This window comes from Corynebacterium gallinarum (assembly GCF_014837045.1).
Taxonomy (GTDB): Bacteria; Actinomycetota; Actinomycetes; order Mycobacteriales; family Mycobacteriaceae; genus Corynebacterium; species Corynebacterium gallinarum.
On record NZ_JACSPR010000002.1, the window covers coordinates 13,951 to 33,213 of the forward strand.

The 19,263-nt window shown below is 63.4% G+C and carries 18 protein-coding genes and 2 tRNA genes; 8 read left to right on the plus strand and 12 right to left on the minus strand.

Annotation, left to right across the window (positions count from 1 at the left end; all coding sequences use genetic code 11):
• Window positions 1-10: 10 nt before the first annotated feature.
• Both ftsE and prfB read right to left on the minus strand, forming a co-directional pair.
• Entirely contained in the window at window positions 11-700 is a 690-nt protein-coding gene (ftsE, locus tag H9627_RS02625; RefSeq protein WP_191732493.1) for a cell division ATP-binding protein FtsE, read from the minus strand.
• Between the two features lie 88 nt (window positions 701-788).
• Window positions 789-1,892 (minus strand): peptide chain release factor 2, encoded by a 1,104-nt coding sequence (gene prfB / locus H9627_RS02630; RefSeq protein ID WP_191732494.1) that lies wholly within the window; start codon window positions 1,890-1,892, stop codon window positions 789-791.
• A gap of 74 nt (window positions 1,893-1,966) precedes the next feature.
• Here prfB and H9627_RS02635 point away from each other — a divergent pair, with 74 nt between their 5' ends.
• Window positions 1,967-2,833 (plus strand): inositol monophosphatase family protein, encoded by an 867-nt coding sequence (locus H9627_RS02635; protein ID WP_404826189.1) that lies wholly within the window; start codon window positions 1,967-1,969, stop codon window positions 2,831-2,833.
• A 6-nt stretch (window positions 2,834-2,839) separates the two neighbouring features.
• The gene (hisN, locus tag H9627_RS02640) at window positions 2,840-3,625 is read left to right on the plus strand and encodes a histidinol-phosphatase (protein ID WP_191732496.1); all 786 of its coding nucleotides are present in this window, start codon (window positions 2,840-2,842) and stop codon (window positions 3,623-3,625) included.
• A gap of 121 nt (window positions 3,626-3,746) precedes the next feature.
• Here the strand turns inward: hisN and H9627_RS02645 are convergent, their stop codons facing one another.
• The 5 genes from H9627_RS02645 to H9627_RS02665 form a co-directional block, all read right to left on the minus strand.
• Window positions 3,747-4,862, minus strand: coding sequence for a S1 family peptidase (locus tag H9627_RS02645; protein WP_318247747.1), 1,116 nt, complete (start codon window positions 4,860-4,862; stop codon window positions 3,747-3,749).
• Between the two features lie 176 nt (window positions 4,863-5,038).
• A complete protein-coding gene (locus tag H9627_RS02650; protein WP_191732498.1) occupies window positions 5,039-5,401 on the minus strand; it encodes a biotin/lipoyl-containing protein in 363 nt (120 codons plus the stop codon).
• Window positions 5,402-5,418: 17 nt separating this feature from the next.
• Entirely contained in the window at window positions 5,419-5,670 is a 252-nt protein-coding gene (locus H9627_RS02655; RefSeq protein ID WP_191732499.1) for a hypothetical protein, read from the minus strand.
• A gap of 12 nt (window positions 5,671-5,682) precedes the next feature.
• A complete protein-coding gene (locus H9627_RS02660; protein WP_191732500.1) occupies window positions 5,683-7,242 on the minus strand; it encodes an acyl-CoA carboxylase subunit beta in 1,560 nt (519 codons plus the stop codon).
• 6 nt (window positions 7,243-7,248) lie between these two features.
• On the minus strand, window positions 7,249-8,748 hold the full coding sequence (locus tag H9627_RS02665; RefSeq protein WP_191732501.1) for a methylmalonyl-CoA carboxytransferase subunit 5S: 1,500 nt from the start codon (window positions 8,746-8,748) through the stop codon (window positions 7,249-7,251).
• 181 nt (window positions 8,749-8,929) lie between these two features.
• Here H9627_RS02665 and H9627_RS02670 point away from each other — a divergent pair, with 181 nt between their 5' ends.
• Both H9627_RS02670 and H9627_RS14305 read left to right on the plus strand, forming a co-directional pair.
• Window positions 8,930-10,213, plus strand: coding sequence for a BCCT family transporter (locus tag H9627_RS02670; RefSeq protein WP_263599057.1), 1,284 nt, complete (start codon window positions 8,930-8,932; stop codon window positions 10,211-10,213).
• Window positions 10,213-10,767 carry a BCCT family transporter gene (locus H9627_RS14305; RefSeq protein ID WP_263599058.1) on the plus strand — a complete coding sequence of 185 codons (555 nt, stop codon included), beginning with the start codon at window positions 10,213-10,215 and terminating at the stop codon, window positions 10,765-10,767. Before H9627_RS02670 ends, H9627_RS14305 begins: the two co-directional genes overlap by 1 nt.
• A 56-nt stretch (window positions 10,768-10,823) precedes the next feature.
• Here the strand turns inward: H9627_RS14305 and H9627_RS02675 are convergent.
• Window positions 10,824-10,897: transfer RNA gene (locus H9627_RS02675), tRNA-Met, on the minus strand.
• A 218-nt stretch (window positions 10,898-11,115) separates the two neighbouring features.
• Here H9627_RS02675 and H9627_RS02680 point away from each other — a divergent pair.
• A complete protein-coding gene (locus H9627_RS02680; RefSeq protein ID WP_191732502.1) occupies window positions 11,116-11,262 on the plus strand; it encodes a hypothetical protein in 147 nt (48 codons plus the stop codon).
• A gap of 214 nt (window positions 11,263-11,476) precedes the next feature.
• On the opposite strand, the gene H9627_RS02685 is transcribed toward H9627_RS02680, so the two are convergent.
• Window positions 11,477-11,550 (minus strand) — tRNA-Met (locus tag H9627_RS02685).
• 193 nt (window positions 11,551-11,743) lie between these two features.
• Complete coding sequence (locus tag H9627_RS02690) at window positions 11,744-14,725, minus strand: UPF0182 family protein (protein ID WP_191732503.1); 2,982 nt, start codon at window positions 14,723-14,725, stop codon at window positions 11,744-11,746.
• 100 nt (window positions 14,726-14,825) lie between these two features.
• Between H9627_RS02690 and H9627_RS02695 the strand changes: the two genes are divergently transcribed.
• Both H9627_RS02695 and H9627_RS02700 read left to right on the plus strand, forming a co-directional pair.
• Entirely contained in the window at window positions 14,826-15,353 is a 528-nt protein-coding gene (locus H9627_RS02695; protein ID WP_191732504.1) for a PPA1309 family protein, read from the plus strand.
• A gap of 85 nt (window positions 15,354-15,438) precedes the next feature.
• Window positions 15,439-16,122 (plus strand): hypothetical protein, encoded by a 684-nt coding sequence (locus H9627_RS02700; protein ID WP_318247748.1) that lies wholly within the window; start codon window positions 15,439-15,441, stop codon window positions 16,120-16,122.
• A gap of 12 nt (window positions 16,123-16,134) precedes the next feature.
• Here H9627_RS02700 and H9627_RS02705 read toward each other — a convergent pair whose 3' ends face one another.
• Window positions 16,135-17,187: a YlbL family protein gene (locus H9627_RS02705; protein ID WP_191732505.1), complete on the minus strand. Its 1,053-nt coding sequence runs from the start codon at window positions 17,185-17,187 to the stop codon at window positions 16,135-16,137.
• An 85-nt stretch (window positions 17,188-17,272) separates the two neighbouring features.
• On the opposite strand from H9627_RS02705, the gene H9627_RS02710 reads away from it, so the two are divergent.
• Window positions 17,273-18,700: a zinc-dependent metalloprotease gene (locus H9627_RS02710; RefSeq protein WP_191732506.1), complete on the plus strand. Its 1,428-nt coding sequence runs from the start codon at window positions 17,273-17,275 to the stop codon at window positions 18,698-18,700.
• An 11-nt stretch (window positions 18,701-18,711) separates the two neighbouring features.
• Here the strand turns inward: H9627_RS02710 and H9627_RS02715 are convergent, their stop codons facing one another.
• Entirely contained in the window at window positions 18,712-19,200 is a 489-nt protein-coding gene (locus H9627_RS02715) for a M48 metallopeptidase family protein (protein ID WP_191732507.1), read from the minus strand.
• Window positions 19,201-19,263 lie beyond the last annotated feature (63 nt).

A 19,263-nucleotide genomic window follows, 5' to 3' on the forward strand; every position in this document is an offset into this window, starting at 1 on the left:
GCTTACTCCCCTAGCGCATCTCGCCGTAGACGCCGTGGGCATCATCGCGGACCAGTTTGCCCAGCCGCAGCTCCACCACGCGCCGGCGCATGTCATCAACGGTGCGGGCATTGTGGGTGGACATGACCACGGTGGTGCCCAGACGGTTGATCCGGTTGAGCAGGATCATCACCTCATCTGAGGTGTCGGGGTCGAGGTTGCCGGTGGGTTCGTCGGCAAGCAGCACCAGCGGCCGGTTGACGAACGCGCGCGCGATGGCCACCCGCTGCTGCTCACCACCGGAGAGTTCATTGGGCATGCGGTTGGCTTTGCCTGCCAGCCCGACCATCTCCAGTGTCTCCGGCACCAGTTCGGAGATCTTGTCCTTCTTCTTGCCGATCACCTCGAGCGCGAAGGCGACATTGTCATAGACATTCTTGTTCTTCAGCAGGCGGAAATCCTGGAAGACGTACCCGATGCGCTGGCGCAGTTTATTCACCTGCGCACCTTTGAGTGTGTTCACGTGGAAATCAGAGAGGTGGATGTTACCGGATGTGACGTTCTCCTCCCGGGTCAGCAGCCGCAGGAACGTGGACTTGCCGGAACCGGAGGGGCCGATGAGGAAGACGAACTCACCCTTGTCGATGGTCAGGGACACATCATCGAGCGCGGGGCGGGTCGAGGTCTTATAACTCTTGGTGACATTCTCAAACGTGATCACCCGTCACACTCTAGCCAACCCCGCATGCCGGGTGAAACGACTCCGACCACTCCAACCATATTGGCCGGGTATTGGTAGGAACCTGTAGTTAGCTCTCCTGCTGCTGCGCCATCCGCCAGCGGATGCCGGCCTCCAGCAGGCCGTCGATATCACCGTCGAGCACCTTGGAGGGATCGTTGACCTCGTAGTTGGTGCGCAGATCCTTGACCATCTGGTACGGGTGCAGGACATAGGAGCGCATCTGGTTACCCCAGGAGGCGTTGCCGCCGGCACCCAGGGCGTCCATCTCGGCGCGTTCCTCCTGGCGCTTTTTCTCCAGCAGTTTCGCCTGGAGCACACGCATGGCCGAGGCCTTGTTCTGGATCTGGGATTTCTCATTCTGACAGGTCACGACGATGCCGGTCGGGATGTGGGTCAGGCGCACCGCGGAGTCGGTGGTGTTCACCGACTGGCCACCCGGGCCGGAGGACCGGTAGACATCCACGCGGACCTCCGAATCGGGGATGTCGATGGAGTCGACCTGTTCCACCACCGGCAGCACCTCCACCTCGGCGAACGAGGTCTGGCGACGTCCCTGGTTGTCGAAGGGACTGATGCGCACCAGGCGGTGGGCGCCCTGCTCCACGGAGAGCTGACCATACATATAGTCACCGTGGACCACGAAGGTCGCGGATTTGATGCCGGCCTCCTCGGCGTAGGAGATGTCATAGACATCCACCTTGTGCCCGTGCTTCTCCGCCCAGCGGACGTACATGCGCATGAGCATCTCGGCCCAGTCGGCGGCGTCCACACCACCGGCACCGGAGCGGATGTTGATCACGGCCTCGCGCGCATCGTATTCACCGGAGAGCATGGTCTTGACCTCCAGTGCCTCGATGCCGGCGCGCAGGTCCGCCAGTTCCTCATCCACCAGGGAGGTGTCATCGCCCTCCTCCTCTGACAGTTCATACATGATCGGCAGATCATCCAGGCGCTGGCGCAGTTCGGTGACCTTGCGCAGTTCCGCCTGCACGTGGGAGAGCTCGGAGGTGACCTGCTGGGCGTGATCGGGGTTGTCCCACAGCCCCGGGTCGGCGGCCTGGGCCTCCAGCTCGCGAACACGGTCGGACAGCTCCTCCGGATTGAGAATCTTCTCAATGGTGGTGAGGGTGCTGTCGAGCTCGGAAAGTTCTGCAGAGATTTCGGGACGCATGGTGAACTATGTTACCTGGTGCTGCACGCACCCAAAGTCAGCAACCCGGGCAGCCACCATGCACAATGGAGCACATGAGTAATACTGAGCAGTCGCATCCCGCCGCCACAATCGATGACATGATCGCCACGATCACCAAGACCTTCGTCATCGCCCACGACCAGGACTCCGACGAGCACCTGGCGCAGGCCCTGGTCTACAACGCCGGCCGTCTGGCCTGGCGCATGCGTGAGAACGGTCTGAGCACCGATTACAAGACCTCGGTGTCCGATGTGGTCACCGACGCCGACCATGCCGCGGAGGCGTTTGTCGCAGGTGCGTTGGAGGCGCTGCGCCCCGAGGACGGTGTCGTGGGCGAGGAGGGTGCCAACCGGGCGTCGCAAAGCGGTCGTTTCTGGGTGGTCGACCCGGTCGACGGGACCTACAACTTCACCCGCGGCTCGGATTACTGGTGCAGCGCGCTCGCGCTGGTCGAGGGGGATCCGTCCAACCCGGAGCGGCTGCGGTTCGGCGCGGTGCACCGCCCCGCGATGGGCTACACGTGGTTCGGCGGGCCCGGGATCCGCACCACCCGCGACGGGGTTGAGCTGCCCATGCTTGTCGACGAACCCCTCTCCCGCACCGCCCTGGCCACCTATATCCACCCCACCTGGCTGGCGAACCCGCAGGTCAGCAAGGCCTGGCAGACCGTGGCCACCCGCGCGGCTGCCCTGCGCATGCTCGGCGCCGGCTCCGTTGATCTCGGTGGCGTGGCCGACGGCACCAGTGGGGTGTGGATGCAGCACACCGTCGCCGACTGGGACTGGCTGCCCGGCCGCGCACTCGTCGAGGGTGTCGGTGGCGCGGCGATCAAGGTGGAGGCCGGCGGCGTCGAATGGTGCGTGGCGGGCAACGTTCAGTCGGTATCCGAGGTCGCCGATCTGCTCGGCGAACTAGGATAGGTTCCCATGAGCAACTACGCAGACGATTTAGCCCTCGCCCTCGAACTGGCGGAACTGGCCGACGCCATCACCCTCGACCGTTTCGAGGCCACCGATTTAGATGTCTCCTCCAAGCCGGACATGACCCCGGTCAGCGACGCCGACCTGGCCGTGGAAACCGCGCTGCGCGAGAAACTCGCCACCGCGCGCCCCTCCGATGCCATCCTCGGTGAGGAATTCGGCGGCGAGACGGAATTAACCGGACGCCAGTGGGTCATCGACCCCATCGACGGCACCAAGAACTTCGTCCGCGGCGTGCCCGTGTGGGCCACCCTCATCGCCCTGCTTGACGACGGCCGCCCCGTCGCCGGTGTCATCTCCGCCCCGGCCCTCGTCCGTCGCTGGTGGGCCTCAGAAGGGTCCGGTGCCTGGAGAACCTTCAACGGCAGCTCCCCCCGCAAACTGTGTGTGTCCTCCGTGACCGAGCTTGCGGATGCGTCAGTGTCCTTCTCCTCCCTGGAGGGCTGGAAGGCGCGTGACCTGCGCAAGAACTTCGTCAAACTGACCGACGACACCTGGCGACTGCGCGGCTACGGCGATTTCTTCTCCTACTGCCTGGTCGCAGAGGGTGCCGTGGACATCGCCGCCGAACCCGAGGTGTCCCTCTGGGACCTCGCCCCCCTGTCCATCCTGGTCACCGAGGCCGGCGGACGTTTCAGCTCCCTGGCCGGTGAGGATGGCCCCCACGGCGGCGACGCTGTGGCCACCAACGGAGTCCTCCACGATGAGGTGCTGAAGCGCCTGCGGGGCTAACAGCACTCCCCCCACCCCATTAACCCAGAGATCCTGTTCCCAGAAAGCACCCTGCTTAACCCAGAGACCACTGTTGCTTTCTGGAGACAGGATCTCTGGGTTAACTCATGGTTGCCGTCGGTTACTGCCCGGCGAGGGTGAATCCGCGACCCGGACCACCACTGGCATCCATCTCCGCCACGATGCGATCCATGTTCACCGACAGCGACGGCATATGCAGCGGCCCCTGGATCGGGGTGCGGCATGACAGGTCGTGATTCGCGATGAGACCACCGGAGATCAATCCCACAACCCGGCCGTTGGCGATCACCGGCGCACCGGAATCACCCTGCATGGCACACAGCTGAGACATGGTCAGACGCTCGTCCGCGGTCCACACCAGCCCACAGGTGAATCCGGTGGCCACACCGGTCTTGCACACCTCCTGCAGGTTGGTGGTCCGCCCGCCGATACCGTTGACCGTCACCCCGTTGTAGGAGTTGGAGATCTCCGCATTCGACCCGAACTCGATGACGGAGTAATCGTCATTGGATCCGTCGGCGACGATCGTGCCGGCCTCCCCCACCCAGAAGGAATCGGCGGATCGCACAGCATCGCCGACGTCACCACAGTGGCCGGCGGTAATGCCGATCTTGCGCCCCTCGGCATCCACACCGGTGACCGCGAGGGTGCACATCGAGTCCTGGCCCAGGTAGATGGGCGTGCCGGGTCCGAAGAGGGACTTGCCCTGGTCCTCTGTCACCTGGGATTCCACCGGGACGGCCGGCTGGTTGAACCAGGATCCGGGCACGCGGTGCAGCACCTCACCCGGGGTCAGGGCCATAACCTGCGCGGGGAGGTCCGTGCGCATCGTGTAGTTGGGCAGCGGTGGGCGGACGTGTGTTCCCGCCGGTGCCAGCAGGGGTGTCTCGACGATGACGGCCTGGGGTGCCTGCGCTGTCTGGTCCGCGGTGGTGGCGTACGGGGTGGTGGCCTGGGGGATCCGGGCGTCGACAGGCAGGACACCGGCCGTGATTCCGGCGGTGATACCCGCATCGATGTGCGCATTCGCGGTGGCATCGAACTGCTCCGCCGCCGTGCGGTCCAGGGTGATCCCCAGGGGTGAAAGTGTGGCATTGGCCTGATCCACTGCGCCTGCGGTGTCCACCCACCGGGGGGCCACGGTGGTCTGGGTGGTCACCGGTTCGGTGACGGGTGGTGCCGGTGTTGCCTGCGCTGACGGCGCCAGTAGGGTCACCCCGGCTGCCAGAATGGAGGTTGTTACAACTGTACGGCGTGAAACCGGGAGGCGCATGTGTATCTTGAGTTCACTTTCACAACGAAAAACGGGCGATGGCATATATATTGCCACGCCCGTGATGTTTTTCGGCGGGTAAACGCGAAGTGTGGCCCAATCGTTGATGGGCGCGCGGACTAATCGATCTCGATGAGCGACTGACCGCCCTGGACAGCCTCCCCCTCCTTGACGTTGATGGCCCCGACGACACCTGCGGATGGCGCGGTGATCTCGGTTTCCATCTTCATCGCCTCCAGGACGAGGAGCACCTGACCTGCTTCGATGGTGTCCCCCTCCGCCACGAGGATCTTGAACACCGAACCGGCCAGGGGTGCGACCACCGCGTTGGCGGCGACACCCTGGATGGAGGCGGTGGTGGGGGCAGCGGGGGTGTTTGTGCGTGCCGAGCCGATGATGATCGGGCCGAGCTGCCTCTGCTCCTCCTCCACCTCGACTTCGACGTTGTAGGAGATTCCGTTGACGGTTACGTTGAGTTTCATTGTTTCTTCACGGCCCTTTACAAATGTTTGGAGTGGTCCTGGACGCGCTGCCTGCCCTGCGCCGCCCACGTGCGGTGGCGGCTGAGGCGAACGGCCTTGACCTTGCCGCGGTTGCCCAGATATGCGGACACCGCCGCGGAGATCGCCATGAGGGTGTCCTCCGGGATGTCAGCATCGGAGCGGGCGCGGAGTTCCTGCAGCTCGGCCTCCACGGCGTCGAGACGCTGCGATAGCTTGTCGACGAGTTCTTCCAACTGATGTTGTTCCATATCGACCTGTCCTTATGCCGGTCCCAGACCGTGTTTCTTATTCGGCCGGTGGGTTCGTTTGTTGGCCAGCACCATGAGGGCGTCAGCGATCTGGAGGCGGGTCTCCGCCGGGTCGATGATGTCATCCACCAGGCCGCGGGAGGCGGCCATGAACGGTGAGGAGAAGGTGTCCTTGTACTCCTGGATCAGTTCCTCACGACGGGTCTCCTGGTCCTCGGCCTCGGCGATCTCGCGGCGGAAGACGACGTTGACGGCACCGTCGGCACCCATGACGGCGATCTCCGCGGTCGGCCAGGCGAACACGCGGTCGGCGCCGAGATCCTTCGAGCACATCGCCAGGTGCGCGCCGCCGTAGGACTTGCGCAGCACCACGGTGATCTTCGGGACGGTTGCCGCGGAGTAGGCGTAGAGCATCTTCGCACCGTGGCGGATGATACCGCCGTGTTCCTGCGCCACACCCGGCATGAAGCCCGGCACGTCCACGAGGGTGACCAGTGGGATGTTGAAGGCGTTGCAGAAACGGATGAAGGAGCTGGCCTTGTCGGAGGAGTTGATGTCCAGGACACCGGACATCACCTGTGGCTGGTTGGCCACGAAGCCGACGGTGTGACCGACCACGCGGCCGAAACCGATGACGATGTTGCGGGCGAACCCCTCCTGGACCTCCAGGAAGTCGGCATTGTCGACGATGCGGGCGATGATCTCGCGCACGTCGTAACCCTTCTTGCCGTCCACCGGCACGATGTCGCGCAGGGTCGGGTCGGGTTCCACCACCGGGTCGGGATTGACCACCGGTGGTTCCTCGGTGTTGTTCTGGGGCAGGAAGCTCAGCAGCTTCTGCGCGATGAGGATGGCCTGCTCATCATTGTCAGCCTCGAAGTGGATGTTGCCGGCCTTGGCCATGTGCGCATCCACGCCACCGAGCTGCTCGGCGGTGACATCCTCGCCAGTGACGGATTTGATCACGCCGGGGCCGGTGATGAACATCTGGGCACCGCGGACCTGGATGATGAAGTCGGTCAGCGCCGGGGAGTAGGCGGCACCTCCGGCGCAGGGGCCGGCGATGATGGAGACCTGCGGCACCAGACCCGAGAGCAGCACATTGTGGTAGAACACCTTGCCGTAACCGGAGAGGGAATCGATACCCTCCTGGACACGGGCACCACCGGAATCGTTGATGAACACGAACGGGGTGCCGGTGGTGGCGGAGGCGGCCATCGTGGCCGCAACCTTCTCGGACTGTGTCTCACCGGCGGATCCACCCATGACGGTGAAGTCCTGGCTGGCGATGTGCACGGGGCGTGAGAAGACAGCACCGGTGCCGGTGACCACACCGTCGGCCGGGGCGTCGGCCTTGTCCATGCCGAAGTGGGTGGTGCGGTGGGTGGCGAACATCCCGGTCTCCCGGAAGGTGCCCTCATCCACCAGGCGTGCCACGCGCTCGCGGGCGGTCAGCCGACCCTTGTCATGCTGCTTGTCGATCTTGGCCTGTCCCCCACCGAGGCTGACCCGTTCGCGTTCCGCAGCCAGCACCTCAAGGCGCTCCTGCATGCTTTTTTCCTTGCTAGCCATGTGTTTCTATTCTCCCGGCTCTACCTTGACGGTCTGGCTGCGGCCACCGACGGTGACCTTGTATGTGATCGGCTCGCGCAGGGCGTTTGCCTGCCCCTTTGCTGCGGCCTTTTCCTTCTTCAGCTGCTCGGCGGTCTTACCCACGTTCTTCGGTCCCTCATGGCGGGTGGCAAAGAATCCCGGCGCGACACCGGGGAACAGTGCGTTGGTGAGTACGTCCTCATCGGATCCGTCGAAGCCCTCGAGCCCCTCGGCCTGGGTGCGCAGGTCGTCCCATTCCGGTTCCAGCAGGTCTGCCGGGCGGACTGTGATCGGTTCCTTCTTCGCCTGCTGCTGCGCGATCTGGATCAGCTCGGGGTTGCGTTCGCCGATGCATTCGCCGTAGTAGCCGAGCATGAGGTCGGCGAATTCTGCCGTCATGACCTTGTAGCGGCCCATGAGGACGTTGAACACGGCCTGGGTGCCCACGATCTGGGAGGACGGGGTGACCAGCGGTGGGTAGCCGGCATCCTTGCGCACCAGCGGCACCTCCAGCATGACCTCCTCCATCCGGTCCTCCGCGCCCTGGGCGCGCAGCTGACCCTCCATGTTGGAGAGCATGCCGCCGGGGATCTGGGACTGGAAGATGTTGGTGTTGATCAGGGTCTTGGACTCGAACTCGGCGTACTTCGGGCGTACCGCCTTGAAGTGATCACGGATGTTGAGCAGGCGGTCCATGTCCAGGCCGGTGTCATAATCGGTGCCCTCGAGCATCTCGACGAGTGCCTCGGTCGGGTTGTGTCCCGGCCCCAGGGACATTGAGGAGATCGCGGTGTCAACCACATCGGCACCGGCTTCGATGGCCTTCTGGAGGGTGACCATGGTGACGCCGGTGGTGGAGTGTGCGTGGACGTTGATCTGGGTGTCCTCGCCGTAGGTCTCCTTGATACCCCGGATGATGTCGAAGGCAGGCTGGGGTTTGAGCAGGGCTGCCATGTCCTTCAGGGCGATGGAATCAGCACCCATGTCCAGCAGGCGGCCGGCCTGTTTGATGTACCCGTCCACGTCATGCAGTGGTGAGGTGGTGTAACAGATGGTGCCCTGGGCATGTCCGTTCACCTTCTTCACCGCCTTCATGGCGTGTTCGAGGTTGCGGGGATCATTGAGGGCATCGAAGACACGGAAGATGTCCATGCCGTTCTCCTTGGACTTCTCCACGAACTTGTCCACCACCATGTCCTCGTAGTGGCGGTAGCCGAGGAGGTTCTGTCCGCGCAGCAGCATCTGCAGCTGGGAGTTCGGCATCAGCTTGCGGAAGGTGCGCAGACGCTCCCAGGGATCCTCGTTGAGGAATCGGATGCAGGCGTCGAACGTGGCCCCACCCCAGCACTCCACACTCCAGAAGCCGGCATTGTCAATGTCCTCGCATGCGCCGACCATGTCCTCCATGGCCATGCGGGTTGCCATCAGACTCTGGTGCGCATCACGCAGAGCAACTTCGGTTACACCAATTTTTCGTGGGCTCATAAGCTCAAATGTAGAGGTGTAACCTACTTCCCGCCACATATCTATGAGTGTTATTAGTCATATCTAATTTCGCCCGCACCGCGGACCCCCGCCGTCCACACGTATCACCCACCGCGGAAGATTCCGCCCGGTGATTACACTGGAGAAAAGGATATCTTCGTCACAACCGAAGGATACTGACATGACCACCCCAGGTTCCCCCAAAAGACGCATACCGAGCGCACTGGAGAAAGCAACCCGCGGTGAACGGTCCATCCACCCGGCACTCGTGCCCGGCATCAACGTCGCGGACACCGGGGCGAAATTCCCCACCAACAAGATCGTCTTCGCTGTGGCGCTGACGTTCTCCCTGGCCGTCTTCATCTGGGCGGTCGTCTCCCCCACCGGCATCAACGAGGTGGGAACCACCATGCAGGGATGGGTGGTGGAAAACTTCGCGTGGTTCTTCGGCGCCCTGGTCGTGGCCATCGCGATCTTCATGTTCGTCATCGGCCTGGCCCCCACCGGCCGGATCCCGCTGGGCCCGGATGACAGCGAACCCGACTACTCCACCACGTCCTGGATCTCCATGCTCTTCGCGGCGGGCCTGGGCATCGGTCTCATCTTCTACGACCCCATGGAGCCACTGATCCACTACATCACCCCGCCACCCGGTTCGAGCCTGGAGGCGGAATCCAGCGGGCTGGTCACCCAGGCCATCGCCCAGGCCATCCTGCACCAGGCCTCCCTCGCGTGGCCCATCTACGCCCTGGTGGGTGGCTCCATCGCGTATGCCTCCTACCGTCGTGGACGGCTGCCCCTCATCTCATCGCTGTTCGAACCGGTCTTCCCCGGTGGCAACAACCGCGTCCCGGGTCGGATCATCGATACCTTCGCGGTCCTGGTCACCCTCTTCGGCACGGCCACCTCACTGGGCATCGGTGCACTCCAGATCCAGACGGGAACCTCCATCGTCACGGGACGCGATGTCAGCGGAGACACCTTCCTCATCATCGCCATCACCATCCTGACCGTGATCTTCATCTTTTCCGCGGTGTCAGGTGTGAAGAAGGGCATCCGCATGTTGTCCAACGCGAATATGGTTCTCGTGGTGGGCCTGACGGTGTTCGCCCTCCTTGCGGGACCCACGGTGTTCCTCCTCGATCTCGTTCCGGCCACCCTGTTGACCTTCTTCGACGGTCTGCCCGCCATGTTGACGGTGTACCCGAGTGAGGGTGAGGCGGAGAAGGTGTTCCTCCAGAGTTGGACCACGCTGCTGTGGGCGTGGTGGATCTCCTGGTCGCCGTTCGTCGGCATGTTCATCGCCAAGATCTCGCGCGGTCGTACCATCCGGGAATTCGTCATCGTGGTGGCGCTGGTGCCGTCCGGGATCTCGATGATCTGGTTCATCATCTTCGGTGGTTCCACCATCTGGCAGCATCGTTACGGCGAGGGCCTGGAGATCCGTGCGCCGGTGAGAACGTGATGTTCGATCTCATGGGCAACCTGCCACTGTCCACGATCACCTCCATTGTCGTGCTGGTGGCCATTGTCATCTTCTTCGTCACCGCCGCTGACTCCGCCACCAATGTCATGGGGTCGATGTCCCAGTCCGGCCGTCCGGTGCCCTCCAAGCCGGTCACCATCATCTGGGGCTCGATGCTCGGACTGATCGCGATGTCCCTGCTGCTCGCCGGCGGTCAGAACGCCCTGTCCGGGTTGCAGTCGATCATGGTCACCTGCGCCCTGCCCTTCGCGGTCATCCTCGTCGGCGTGATGATCTCCTGGGGCATCGAGCTGAAGAATGATCCGTTGATGATCCGCCGGAAATATGCACTGGCCGCCATCCGCAAGGGCGTGGTCCATGGCATCGATGAACACGGTGATGATTTCATCTTCGGTGTCACGCACGTGAAGAAGGACGAGGGTGCCGGCGCCGACTTCGACAGCGACGACCCCTCCCTGACCACCTGGTACACCGATCCCAACGGCGAGGATCCCGGGGAACCCGACATCGTGATCAAGCGCAAACCGATCTGAGACGCTTATCGACGAAAAACTCCCCTCATCATCATGATGAGGGGAGTTTTGATTAGTAGCGGGGGCAGGATTCGAACCTACGACCTCTGGGTTATGAGCCCAGCGAGCTACCGAGCTGCTCCACCCCGCGACGCGGTGCCATCTATCTGCACCTTCGCCGGTCATTGTGCGTTCCGGCTACGAGTCACCACTATACACGAAATGGCGATGATTTCCAATTATGGGTCCCCACCAGACGTCTCAGGCCACCGAAACCGAGACAGTTTAGCAATGTTGCTGTTATGATTCTCGCGTTCAGACCCACCAGAAAAGCTTCCCTACACCGCTTCCCCGAAAGGAATCCCCTTCATGGATTTCACCGCCGCCCAGGAGATAGCCGCCACCATTACCGCGGACATCCTCGCGTTCCCGATGCTGCTTGAAACGGTCATCGGCGTCGTTGCCCTCGCCCCCTTTGTCGCCGCCACCTTCACCACCCTGGGCCTGTCCTCCTGAGGATGACACCCTGACACACCCGTCCACCACCCCAGATCCCCTCAGGAGTCCCCGTGCACTACTTTGATACCTTCGCCAACTTCTACTCCCAGCTGCCGATCATCGGCAGCAGCCTCGGCCTCGTCTTCGGCGCGATCCGAGGCCTGTTGTCCTTTTAAGTCAAGATACGAAAAAATCCTCCGGAACTGTGTAGTTCCGGAGGATTTTTCATTAGTAGCGGGGGCAGGATTCGAACCTACGACCTCTGGGTTATGAGCCCAGCGAGCTACCGAGCTGCTCCACCCCGCGACGCGGTGTTATTAAATTTCACCTTGTTGACAGTCTGGGGAATCTCTTCCCGTGTTCCTGGCAACATCGATAAACTATACAGCCCGACCCGGATACGACCAAATCGCCTGGTCCCGGCCCCGGACGGGCCTGTGGCCCCGACGCTGTCTCCAGCGCCGAGGCCACAGGCATCAACTACAAGGTCTGACCGGGATTACTCCGCGGTAGCAGCACCCTGGTAGCTCTCGACTGCACGGTCCAGAGCGTCAAGCGCACGGCCGTACTCCTCGAAGGAACCATCGCGTGCGGTCTCCAGGTTACGGAGAGCCTCATTGATGGCCTCGATACCTTCAGCCTCGGAACCTGCCGGTGCTGCTGGTGCCTCGTCCTCATCAGGGGTGGCGGCGTCGGTGTCCTCGGTGGCACCAACCTCCGGAACGGTGACGGTGCCGTCCTCCTCGACGACCTCGATGTCCTGGGCTGCGGCCGGGTCGATGCCGACCTGGGACAGCGCCTCAGCGATGGTCGGCGCGTAACCGACCTGGCCCTTGTAGAAGACCAGCATGCGCAGCAGCTTCGGGAAGGCCGATTCCTGGTCCCTACGCTGGGAGTAGATCGGTTCGACGTAGAGGATCTCTCCCCCACCGACGGGCAGGGTCAGCAGGTTACCGTTGAACAGGTCGTTGGAACCACGCCACAGGGTCTGGTCCTGGGCGACCTGGTCGGAGGACATCATGGCATCCTGGGCCTGCTTCGGACCCTGGGTCACCGCGCCGGTCGGCAGAACACGGACGGTGATCTTGCCGAAGTTGTCCGGATCGGAGGATGCGGCCATGTGGGCGGAGAGGAACTCACGCTGCAGACCACGGAACGGGGTGATCAGCTGGAAGCTGGACTCGCCGGTGTCGGGGTCAGCGGCCACGACGTAGTACGGCGGCTGCTTCATCTCCTGGCGACCCTCAGGTGCGGTCGGGTCGTTCGGGACGGACCAGAACGCATCGTTGGTGAAGAAGGTGCCGGCATCCTCAACGTGGTAGCGGGAGAGCATCTCACGCTGAACCTTGAACATGTCCTCCGGGTAACGCAGGTGGTCGCGCAGCTCATCGGAGATCGCGCTCTCCGGCTGCACGACATCGGGGAACACGCCACGCCAGGCTTTGAGCACCGGGTCCTCAGAGTCGAATTCGTAGAGCTCCACGGTGCCGTCATAGGCGTCGACAACAGCCTTGACGGAGTTACGGATGTAGCCAACCTCCTCGGTCAGCAGTGGCTGCTGGAAGTTGTCCACCACCACTGAATCCAGGGTGGCCTCGGTCAGTGAGGTCCGGGTGGCGTACGGGAGGGTGGAGAGGGTGGTGTAGCCGTCCACGATCCACTTGATGCTGCCGTCGATGACAGCCGGGTAGGACTTCGAATCGGTGGTCAGCCACGGAGCGACCTTCTCCACGCGGGTGCGGGGATCACGCTCGAAGAGGATCTTGGAGTCGTCGCCGACACGATCCGACAGGATCATGTTCATCTCCTGGTACCGGAGGGCGAAGGCTGCACGGTTAACGAGGTTGCCGACGTCGACGCCGCCCTCACCGTCGTAGGTGTAGCTGGTGGAGTCGGTGTCGTACTCGACCGGGCCGTCACCGGTGTCACCGACGATGGCGTAATCCTTGCCGTCTGTTGCGGACGCGATCAGTGGTCCGTAGTAGATGCGGGGCTGTTCAACCATGATGCCGAGTTGCTCCGCGTCTTCGCTCTCCGCAGCACGGGCGTTGGTCTGCAGATCGGAGACGGTGTAGACCGGGTAACCACCACGGGTGGATCCGACATCGCGGGCAACCTCATCGACCTGGTTGGCCTGGGCTGCGATGAAACCGTTGCCGTGGGTGTACACGGTGTGGCGGTTGATCCAGTCCTGCTGGTTCTGCTGCAGGGAGTTCGGGTCCAGCTCACGGGCGGCCACCACGAAGTCACGGAGTTCACCGTCGACCTCATAGCGGTCCATGGCCAGCTGCTCGGGGAAACCGTAGAAGTTCCTCAGCTGCTGCTGCTGGGTGAAGGTGGGGGACAGGATCTGTGGATCCAGCAGACGGATGTTGGAGATGGTTGCCTCGTCGGCGGCCACCTCGGCGTTGCTGGCGCCACCGGCACCCCAGTCCTCGATGTAGGTGACCTCGTCATCGGTGATGCCGTAGGCGAACCGTGTCGATTCGATATTGCGCGAGATGTACTCGGATTCCTTCTCGGCACGGTTGGGCTGAACGGAGAAACGCTCAAGCATCAGTGGCCAGACGGCACCGACCACAACGGAGCTGAGCACCAGCAGCACCACGGCCAGTCCCGGGATACGCAGATCCTTGAGGAAGATGGCGGAGAAGAACGCGACCGCAACGATGATGGAGATGATCATCAGGATGATCTTCGCGGGCAGGTGCGCGTTGATGTCGGTGTAACCCGCACCGGTGAAGGTGGCGTTCTCCCTGGTCAGCAGGTCATAGCGTTCCAGCCAGTAGGTGGCGACGCGAACCAGCATCCACAGACCTGCGGTGACGGCCAGCTGTGCGCGTGCACCACGGGAGATGAAGGCCTTCTGGCCGGTCATCTGGTTACCGGGGCGGATGCCACCGAGCAGGTAGTGACCCACCAGGGCGATGATGAAGGCGACCACCAGCAGCGTCGACAGGGAGCTGGTGATCAGACGCAGCATCGGCAGGCTGAAGGCGTAGAAGCCGTAGTCCATACCGAACTGCTGGTCCTCCACACCGAAGGACTCGCGGTTGAGGAAGAGCTGGACGGTCTGCCAGGACCGCTGTCCGACCAGTCCACCCAGCAGTCCGACGAAGATCGGCACCACGATAAGGATGCGACGCAGGCTGTTCTCGATCATCTGCCGGTACTGGAAGACGGGCGACTCCGCATCAAATGCGGTCAGGTCATCCGGACGCAGTTTGATGGTGAAGTATCCGGCCAACCAGGTGACAAAACCTGCCAGAAGGGCGAAGACGATGAACAAGATGATGCGGGTGACAATGACCGTGCTGAACACGCCACGGTAATCCACTTCGCCGAACCAGAGCCAGTCCGTGTAGAAACCGACGGTGAGCGGGGTGACCAGAACCAGCAGCGCGATGATACCGAAGATCCAGGTAACAACTTTTGGCGGTCGTTTGATCGGTTGGGGTGGAGGGGTGAGACCAGTCGCCAAGACAATATCCTTATGTGAATGCGTGTTTCTTCGTTTCTCCCCTACTCTACGGTTTAATCGCAATTAAAGACCAACGGGCCATTTTATTAAGGAAAAAATAATGAACGCTGATGTTTTCAGTCCGCAGGCACTCAACAAGGCGATGCGGGAGGCGGTTGACTTCATCCACGCCGAGGGATGGGACCAGGGCCCCACTCTGTTCGCGCTGGTGCCCACGGACCTGCTCGTGGACAATCTGGACACCGATGACGCGGCTGATTCCCCCCTCACCCTCGTGGTTCAGGACAACATCCCCGACAACCTCCTCCCCGGTTCCGAGGCCCTGGGTGACTACATCTCCCGCCTGGCATGGCCGTCCGAGGTCGCCGGTGTGGTTCTCGCCCAGGAGATCATGTTCACCGACTCCTCCGTCCCGGGTTCCGCCGCCCGCCCGGCGCGCCTGTTCTCCGGCGTGCTGCGTGGCGACGCCGAACTGACACTGCTGCAGCTCCGCCCCACGGAGGAGGAACTGGCCGAGCGGGGTCCCTTCGCCGAGGACGAGGTCGAACTGCGGGGTGGCCCGGGGGTTGCCCCCGGTGTGATCACGGCCCTGCGCTACACCCTGGAAGCAGAGCCCGAGGACTTCTAACCTCCCGCCCATCCGGCCCGGATGGTTAGAATAAAAAGGTCAATCCCCTTCACCTGGGGCAGCACAACATGAGGAGAACCTGACTGTGGCGTCCACCCCGCGTACCCGCATCCGTCTTGGCCTGGGACTGGTGGCGCTCATTCCGGTGCTCGTCGCCTGCTCCCCCGACGGGGGCACAGACCCGGAGACGACCACAGCCCAGACCACCACCCCAACCTCCACTCAGACCACCACAACAACCACCTCAGAGGCTCCCTCCCCCACCACCACCGGTTCGCCCTCGGAGGAGACGGTGACCACCGAGGAGGTCGAGGCGTCGACAAGCGCACGGGAGGTGAGGCTCTCCCGGGATGTGGAGAAGGTCTACGAGGTGTTCCAGTCGCTGGCGCCGCGGTCCCTGTTCGAGGAACTGGACAGTTGTGATCCCAGTGGGCTGGAGAATTCCTGGGCGTGCACCGGTTCCGAGGTGGGGCAGTTCCAGTTCTTCGCCAACAACGCCAAGGCCGCCTCCACCACCCAGCTGCTGACCGAGCTGCGCAGCTCACGTGTGGTGGAGGACACCGGTTCGCGGATCGTGGGGTGGACGACGATGGGCACCACCTCGATTGTCACCGTCGTGGACAATGACGGGGGTCTGGTGCTGCAGCAGATGGTCTCCTCCGACCGGATCGACCCGGAGGACCGCATCTATGAGCTCGGCCTGGTCGAGCCCCCGGCAGACTGGGAGCCGTCACCGACTGTTGTCCCGGAGACCACCACAGACGGATAGCCACCGGGGATCCTAGTTACAGGTCTGGTAATCCCCGCCGGAGGTGTAGGCATCCAGCTGCTCAATCGCGTGGTCCAGGGTGTCCACCTGCAGGATGGTCATGTCGCCGTAGTCGGCGGTGAGCGCCTCGGCGCAGTTGTCGGTGGGCGCCAGGAGGATCTCCGCCCCCGCCTCCTTCGCCGCACGGACCTTGTGGGCGATACCCCCGATCGGCCCGACGGAACCGTCCTCGGCGATGGTGCCGGAACCCGCCACGAACTTGCCCCCGTTCAGGGGCCCCGGGGAGAGCTTATCCACCACGGCGAGCGAGAACATCAGACCTGCGCTGGGGCCGCCGATGTCCTCGAGGTTGTAGGTCACCTCGGTGTCGGAAACCGGAACCGAGGTCATGGAGATACCCAGCAGTGGCACGGAATCGTCCTGCGGATGCGCACCGAGGGGAACCGTGGCGGTCTTCTCCTCCCCACCTCGGCGGTAGGTGATGGTCACCTCATCGCCCGGTGACATACCCCGGATCAGCTCCTGGACCTCACCCGGGGTGGTCACGGCGGTGCCATTGACGGTGCTCACCGCATCACCCGGTTCGAGGGTGCCCGCGGCGGCGCTGTCCTCCACCACGTCATAGACCTCGATCTCCACCGGCAGGTTGAGGAAGTTCATCGCCGCGATCGTGGCGGAGGCCTCCGAGGCGGCGAACGCCATGGTGTTGGATTCCCGGATCTCCTCGGGAGTGCGCCCCGGTGGGAAGATCTGCTCGATGGGCACGATGGTGTCATCGGTGAACAACCACCGGGACAGCACCTGCGACAGGGTCATGCCGGTGCGCACCGACACGGTGGTCATGTTGAGGTTGCCCTCCACATCATCGGTCTCGGTGCCGGTGATCTCCACGACCTCCACGCCGTCAACCTCCCCGAGGGTGTTGAACGTCGGACCGGGGCCCTCCGCCGCATAGGGGACGGTGAGGCTGATGTCGGTACCCGGGATGTGGTCGATGCTGACGAGTGAGGCCAGCGCCACGAGCGGGATGGCTCCCAAGGCGAGGGTCTTGATTCTGCGGTTCACGCATACCAACCCTACAACCTGTGTTCGCTGACAGCGTTGTCCGGTTCATGGCGTTCGGGTTTGACCACCTTGTAGATTGGTAACCATGAATTCCAATGGCTTCGGTTTCTCCTTCGGGAATAATGACGACGACGATAACGACAGGGACCGTAACAACAACGATCCCTTCGGTTTCTTCGGCGGCACCGGCGGGTTCGGTGGCGGCGGACTGGGTGATCTGCTCAACCAGTTCGGCCAGATGCTCTCGGGCATGGGTGATTCCATGAATAACCCCGAGGCCGGCGGCCCGGTCAATTATGAATTAGCCACCCGGATCGCCCGCCAGCAGATCGGACGCGTGGCACCGACGAAACAGTCCGACAAGGATGCCGTCGCCGAGTCCATCCGGCTCGCCGAACTGTGGCTGGATGACGCCACGGAACTACCCACCTCCGGCCACCGCGCCGAGGCGTGGAACGCCGAGGAGTGGCTGGAACACACCCTGCCCATGTGGAAGCGTCTGGTCTCCCCCGTCGCCGAGCATATGAACCAGGCCCAGCTGGAAAACCTCCCCGAGGAGGCCAAGGAGATGATGGGCCCGATGTCATCGATGATGAACCAGATGTCCTCGATGAACTTCGGCATGCAGCTGGGCAACGCCCTCGGTGACCTGGCCAAGCAGACCCTGTCCGGTTCCGATTTCGGCCTGCCCGTTGCCCCCGCCGGTGTCGCGGCGATCCTGCCCGTCAACCTCGCCGAGGCCTCCAAGGGTCTCAACGTGCCGGCGCAGGAGATGCTCGTCTACATCTGCGCCCGCGAGGCCGCCCGCCAGCGCCTGTTCAAGCACGTGCCGTGGCTGCTGGAGCGTCTGGTGTCCTCCGTCGAGGAATACGCCACCGGCCTGGAGATCGACACCTCCCACATCCAGGACGCGCTGGGTCAGTTCCAGATGGACACCCCCGACCCGCAGCGCCTCCAGGAGATGATGAGCGAACTGCAGGGCATGGACCTCTCCCCGCGCATCGGTTCCCGCAACGCCGCCGCCGTCTCCCGCCTGGAGACCCTCCTCGCCCTCGTCGAGGGCTGGGTGGATCTGGTGGTCACCCAGGCGATGTCCGAGCGCATCCCGTCGACCGGCGCGATCAACGAGGCGTGGCGACGCCGCCGTGCCACCGGAGGCTCCGCCGAGCAGGCCTTCGCCAAGGTGGTCGGCATCGAGTTCAACGCCCCGAAGGTCGCCGAGGCCACCGAACTGTGGCGTCGCATCGAGGTGGCGGTGGGTGTCCAGCGTCGTGACGCGGTCTGGGACCACCCCGACTTCCTGCCGGTTGCCGAGGACCTGGACAACCCCGCCCAGTTCATCGACGGTCTCCTCGATCAGGGTGGGTCCGATGACTTCGACCCGATCGCCGAGATCAGCAAGCTGGAGAAGTTCCTCGCCGAGGAGGCCGACAAGAAGGACGGATCGGCCGAGACCGGGGATGACACCGACGGTGACACCACCGACGAGTCCGGCGACGACACCGCTAAATAAGCACCCAGCGATCAGCCCCAGCGCTGGTACGCCTCAAGATAGCCCCTGGCCCGCTCAGCCAGGGGCGTTTTGTCTGCCCAGGACCAGAACTCCGGTGAATGATCCGGGATGAACGTGTGCGTGAGTTCATGCACCAGCACCGCATCCAGGACATAGTCCGGCACCTGGCGCAACCGGTCGGAGATCCGGATATCCGCGGTGGCGACGCTGCACGAACCCCACCGCGAATTCTGATTACCCACCCACCGCACCGACCCCACCCGGGCGTGCCCCTCCAGCACCGTGCGGTTGAGGCGGTGCGCGCGTTCCACCAGGTCGGCATCGCTCGTCGCGGTGGAGGTGGTGCGCTTCTTCAGCTTTGCGACGATCTCCCCCACCGCCTTCTCCTCCTCCGCAGCCGTCATCGCCGCCGGGATCCGCACCTCGATCCTGCCGTCGACGATCCTCGCCTGCACCGTCCTGGTCCGCCTGGCCGAACGGATCACCTCAATCTCCTGCATGACACATCAGTGTAACTGTGGTGGAATGGAGGCATTCGGGGGTGTGTGGAAGCCTGGGGGTTG

Bases quoted from the DNA above. Each gene is read 5' to 3' on its own strand.
- H9627_RS02650 (WP_191732498.1), bottom strand. From the start codon at position 5,401: ATGAAACTCAACGTAACCGTCAACGGAATCTCCTACAACGTCGAAGTC.
- H9627_RS02680 (WP_191732502.1), top strand. From the start codon at position 11,116: ATGGATTTCACCGCCGCCCAGGAGATAGCCGCCACCATTACCGCGGAC.
- H9627_RS02715 (WP_191732507.1), bottom strand. From the start codon at position 19,200: ATGCAGGAGATTGAGGTGATCCGTTCGGCCAGGCGGACCAGGACGGTG.
- H9627_RS02670 (WP_263599057.1), top strand. From the start codon at position 8,930: ATGACCACCCCAGGTTCCCCCAAAAGACGCATACCGAGCGCACTGGAG.
- H9627_RS14305 (WP_263599058.1), top strand. From the start codon at position 10,213: ATGTTCGATCTCATGGGCAACCTGCCACTGTCCACGATCACCTCCATT.
- H9627_RS02655 (WP_191732499.1), bottom strand. From the start codon at position 5,670: ATGGAACAACATCAGTTGGAAGAACTCGTCGACAAGCTATCGCAGCGT.
- H9627_RS02710 (WP_191732506.1), top strand. From the start codon at position 17,273: ATGAATTCCAATGGCTTCGGTTTCTCCTTCGGGAATAATGACGACGAC.
- H9627_RS02660 (WP_191732500.1), bottom strand. From the start codon at position 7,242: ATGGCTAGCAAGGAAAAAAGCATGCAGGAGCGCCTTGAGGTGCTGGCT.
- H9627_RS02695 (WP_191732504.1), top strand. From the start codon at position 14,826: ATGAACGCTGATGTTTTCAGTCCGCAGGCACTCAACAAGGCGATGCGG.
- hisN (WP_191732496.1), top strand. From the start codon at position 2,840: ATGAGCAACTACGCAGACGATTTAGCCCTCGCCCTCGAACTGGCGGAA.
- H9627_RS02635 (WP_404826189.1), top strand. From the start codon at position 1,967: ATGAGTAATACTGAGCAGTCGCATCCCGCCGCCACAATCGATGACATG.
- H9627_RS02665 (WP_191732501.1), bottom strand. From the start codon at position 8,748: ATGAGCCCACGAAAAATTGGTGTAACCGAAGTTGCTCTGCGTGATGCG.
- prfB (WP_191732494.1), bottom strand. From the start codon at position 1,892: ATGCGTCCCGAAATCTCTGCAGAACTTTCCGAGCTCGACAGCACCCTC.